This is a genomic window from Dietzia cercidiphylli (assembly GCF_014145145.1).
In the GTDB taxonomy this organism is placed as follows: Bacteria; Actinomycetota; Actinomycetes; order Mycobacteriales; family Mycobacteriaceae; genus Dietzia; species Dietzia natronolimnaea.
Genome location: NZ_JAALEA010000384.1, coordinates 1 through 4,273 on the forward strand (window position 1 = coordinate 1; position 4,273 = coordinate 4,273).

Annotated in this window: 3 protein-coding genes; 1 reads left to right on the forward strand and 2 read right to left on the reverse strand. The window is 70.7% G+C overall.

The window, feature by feature from the left end; translation table 11 throughout:
- The first annotated feature begins 121 nt into the window (after nucleotides 1–121).
- The gene (locus G6028_RS13570; protein WP_182659185.1) at nucleotides 122–1,594 is read left to right on the forward strand and encodes an aldehyde dehydrogenase family protein; all 1,473 of its coding nucleotides are present in this window, start codon (nucleotides 122–124) and stop codon (nucleotides 1,592–1,594) included.
- Between the two features lie 118 nt (nucleotides 1,595–1,712).
- On the opposite strand, the gene G6028_RS13575 is transcribed toward G6028_RS13570, so the two are convergent.
- Both G6028_RS13575 and G6028_RS13580 read right to left on the reverse strand, forming a co-directional pair.
- Entirely contained in the window at nucleotides 1,713–2,375 is a 663-nt protein-coding gene (locus G6028_RS13575; protein WP_179523602.1) for a response regulator transcription factor, read from the reverse strand.
- 60 nt (nucleotides 2,376–2,435) lie between these two features.
- A complete protein-coding gene (locus G6028_RS13580) occupies nucleotides 2,436–4,091 on the reverse strand; it encodes a sensor histidine kinase (protein WP_338404228.1) in 1,656 nt (551 codons plus the stop codon).
- Between the last annotated feature and the right edge of the window lie 182 nt (nucleotides 4,092–4,273).

Here is a 4,273-nt window from a genome sequence, read left to right on the forward strand (position 1 = left end):
CGGCGTGCGCCGGGCACCGGGCGGCGTGCGGCGGGCGGCGTGGGCGAGGGCCGCCCGGGGAGTCGGACACTCGTCTACGATCGTGGAACACGTTCTTGTTTTCTACCTCTCGGAGGTCCCCGTGGTCGTCGTCCATGACAAGCTCTTCTCCGGCACTCGCTGGACAGACCCCCTCTCCACCGGGGTTCTCGAGGTGACCTCCCCGGCCACGAACGCCGTCGTCGGGCGCGTGGCCGAGACCACCACGGAGGACGTCGACGAGATGGTCAGCCAGGCCCGGGACTCCTTCGAGTCGGGCGTGTGGCGGCTCACCCCGCCCGCCGAGCGCGGCGCGCTGATCGGCCGGGTCGCCGACATGCTCGAGGAACGCCAGGGCGAGGTCTGCCAGATCCTCTCCGACGAGATGGGCACCCCTCCCGGGACCGCCGCGATGATCCAGGTGACACCCACGCTCGGCGTGCTGCGGTACTACGCGAAGCTGGCCGCGGACTTCCCGTGGTCCGAGGTCCGGCACGGCGACTACGGGGCGTCCGTGGTGACCCGTCAGCCCGTCGGTGTGGTGGCCGCCGTCACCGCGTGGAACGTCCCGCTCTACCTCAACTCCGCCAAGCTCGGCCCGGCCCTGCTCTCGGGCAGCTCGGTGGTCCTCAAGCCGTCGTCCGCGACCCCGCTGTCCGCGCTGTGGCTGGCGGACCTGTTCCGCGAGGCCGGACTGCCCGAGGGTGTGCTGTCCGTGGTGACCGGCCCGAGCTCGGTGGGCGACCACCTGGTCTCGCACCCGGAGGTCGACAAGATCTCGTTCACCGGTTCCACGGGGGTCGGCAAGCACATCGCCGGGATCGCCGCGCAGAACCTCACCCGCTGCTCGCTCGAGCTCGGCGGCAAGAGCGCGGCGATCATCCTCGAGGACGCCGACATCGCCGCCAACGCCGGGACCATGGTGTTCTCCGCCCTGATGAACTCCGGCCAGGCGTGCGTGTCCCAGAACCGCATCCTCGCCCCGCGGTCGCGCTACGACGAGGTCGTGGAGGCCCTGGTCGAGAACGTCAAGGCCATGCCGGTCGGCGACCCGTCCGCCGAGGGCACCGCGTTCGGCCCGCTGGCCAACCACAAGCAGAAGGACAGCGTCGAGGGGTACATCCGCAAGGGTGTCGAGGAGGGCGCGATCATCGCCTACGGCGGCGGGAAGGTCGAGGGACTGCCCGCCGGCGTCGCCGAGGGTGCCTTCGTCCAGCCGACCGTGTTCACCGACGTCGACAACTCCATGACCATCGCCCAGGAGGAGATCTTCGGGCCCGTGCTCCAGGTCATCGCGTACGACACCGTCGACGAGGCCGTGCGGATCGCCAACGACTCCGAGTTCGGTCTGGCCGGAGCCGTGTACTCGGCCGACCCGGACGCCGCGCTCGCCGTGGCGCAGCGGGTGCGCACCGGCACCATGGGCATCAACTGGTACGCCTTCGACCCGAGCGCGCCGTTCGGCGGCTTCAAGAACTCCGGCCTCGGCCGCGAGAACGGACCCGAGGGGCTGGACGCCTACTGCGAGCTGCAGAGCGTGCTCATGCCGTTCGGATGGGAAGCGCCCGCGGGGTGAGCCCCGTCTGAGCGTGGTGGGGATCGCCCGGCCGGGCGGCCCCCACCACCCGGCACGACAGCGGCGCCGGACCCGATCACGGGTCCGGCGCCGCAGTGGTCCGGTCGGGGTGGAGCGGTCACTCCACGCGGTAGCCGACGCCCCGGACGGTGTGGACCTTGTTCTCACCGATCTTGCGGCGCAACGACCGGATGTAGACGTTGACGATGTTCGAACCGGGGTCGAAGTCCATACCCCACACGCTCTCGAGCAACTGCTCACGGCTGATGGTCTCGCCCTTGTTGCGCAGCAACATCTCCAGCAGCGAGTACTCGCGGTTCGTGAGTTCCTGGATCCGGCCGTCGACCTCGACCCGGCGGGTGCGGATGTCCAGGCGCATGCCGGCGTGCTCGAGGATGCCGGGGTCCTCCGACGCCTCGTGCTCGCGCAGGCGGAGCCGGATGCGGGCCAGCAGCTCCGGGACACGGAAGGGCTTGACCATGTAGTCGTTGGCCCCGGAGTCCAGTCCCTCGACGGTGTTCGCGACGCTGTCGCGGGCCGTGAGGATGATGACGGGAGCCGCGAACCCGCGGTCGCGCGCCTCGCGGAGCAGCGTCAGGCCGTCGATGTCCGGCAGGCCGATGTCCAGCAACATCAGATCGATGTCGGAGATGGTCGACAGGATGGACCGCGCGCTGTCCCCGTCCACCGCCTCGAGTGCGGTGTACTCGGCGCCGCCGAGTGCCTTGACCAGTACCGAGCGGATGAGGTCGTCATCCTCCACGACGAGCACATTCGTCATGCAACCCTCCTTCTAAGACAATGGAGTATTCCACGCGGAGCACGTGATTCGAGCGTGTCATCAGGTCGTGTCCCCGGGTGCGCCGGATCGCCGGTTCCGCTCGTACCGCCCCCTGCCGGATCGGCGGCGACGCTCGGGCCCCCGACCGACCGTGGGGGCGGCCTCGTCGAGGTCGGTGTCCACCTCGTCCCCGGCGTCGGAATCGAAGCTCGCGGGGACGTAGGGGACGGCGATGCAGAACGCGGCGCCCCCGCCCTTGGCGTTGAACGCGAACGCGCGGCCCCCGTGGGCCCGGGCGATCGTCGCGACGATCGCCAGGCCCAGCCCGGTTCCCCCGCGACCGTCGCGGAGCTGACCGCGGGCGGTGTGGAACCGCTCGAAGATGGTCTCCTCCTCGCCGGGCGGGATCCCCGGGCCGCTGTCGCGCACCCACCACAGCAACCGGCGTCGGTAGTTCTCGCGATGCGGCGGGTCGGGCAGTGGGCCGACCGCCAGATCGTCGGTGACCGTCGGGTCCCCCGGGGCGATCACCCGGCAGCCGATCTCGATCAGGTCCCCCGGTCCGGTGAACCGCACGGCATTGGAGCAGAACTGGATGAGCGCCTGGGTGATCCGGTGCTGGTCCAGCAGGGCGACGTCCTCGGCGTACGGCAGCACCGACCACTCGCGGTCGGCGATCACGTCGATCTTCGCCTCGACGTCCAGAACCAGTTCCGCGACGTCGGTGGGGGCGGTCTGGAGGAAGTCGGGGCGGTCGGAGCGCGCCAGGGTGAGCAGGTCCTCGACGATGCGGGTCATCCGGGACAGCTCGTCCTGCATGATCCGGGTGGTCTCGGCCCGCTCCTGCGGATCCTCCGGCATGAGATCCAGGTTCCCCTGGACCACGGTCAGGGGCGTGCGGAGCTCGTGGCCGGCGTCGTCGAGGAACTCCCGCTGCGTCCGATAGGCCTCCTCCACGCGCTCGAGCATCGCGTTGACCGTGTCGGCCAGGGAGACGATCTCGTCCGGTCCGTCGACGGGGACCCGTCGTGACAGGTCCGCGGCCGAGATCGTCTCCGCGGCCTCACGGATCCTTCGGACGGGGACGATCATCCGGCCGGCCAGGAGCCAGGCGACGAGCGCGCTGAGGACGATGCCGCCGGCGCCGGTGCTCAGCAGGAGGTCGGCGACGCGACCGGTGTCCTCGCGGGTGGGTGCGTCACTGATCGCGACCACGATGTTGGTCGGCCCGGCCGGGCCGTCGACCTCGGCCTTCCGCCACCGCACGGTGCCGTCGATGATACCGGACCCCTCATCCGACACCAGCCCGATCCGTTGGATCTGGGACCGCATGGCCGGGGGGAACAGGGTGTCGTCGTCCGAGCTGAACCTCGAGAGCGTGAACTGCGTCCCCGAGGTGGTGGCGGTCCCCACGAGGAGCAGCTCGGCCGACGGGTACTGCTGCGCCAGATACGCGCGGATCAGCTGCTCGGTGGTGGGGTTCTCCGACTCGGCCGACGGCAGGATCCCCGCGTCCATGAACGTCGAGAAGTCCGCGGCCTCGCGGTTGAGACGGGCGTCGGTCGTCCGTTCGGCGGTGAGATGGAGCACCTGCAGCGTGAACAGCACCATGGCGGCGAACACGGCGGCAGAGGTGAGGGTGATTCCCAGCGTGATGCGCAGGCGCGCCGAGTACCACCATCGGACCGAGGGCGCCCTTCCCAGCCGCGGGGTCACTCCGGCGAGGAACGGGCGTAGGACCGCGAGGAGTCCCGGAGCGCCCCGTCGCTGCGCGGGTGTGCCGAGGCGTGCGGGGGCGGCCCCGTGGTCCCCGCGTGATCTGGGCGCCCTGTCTCAGCGGCGTGCGGCGGTGGTGTGCGGTCGGTCTGGGGCCTGCCGGTGGCGGGTGCATCCGTCCC

Excerpts from the sequence above, each read along its gene's own strand:
- G6028_RS13575 (WP_179523602.1), bottom strand. The coding sequence starts at position 2,375 with ATGACGAATGTGCTCGTCGTGGAGGATGACGACCTCATCCGCTCGGTA.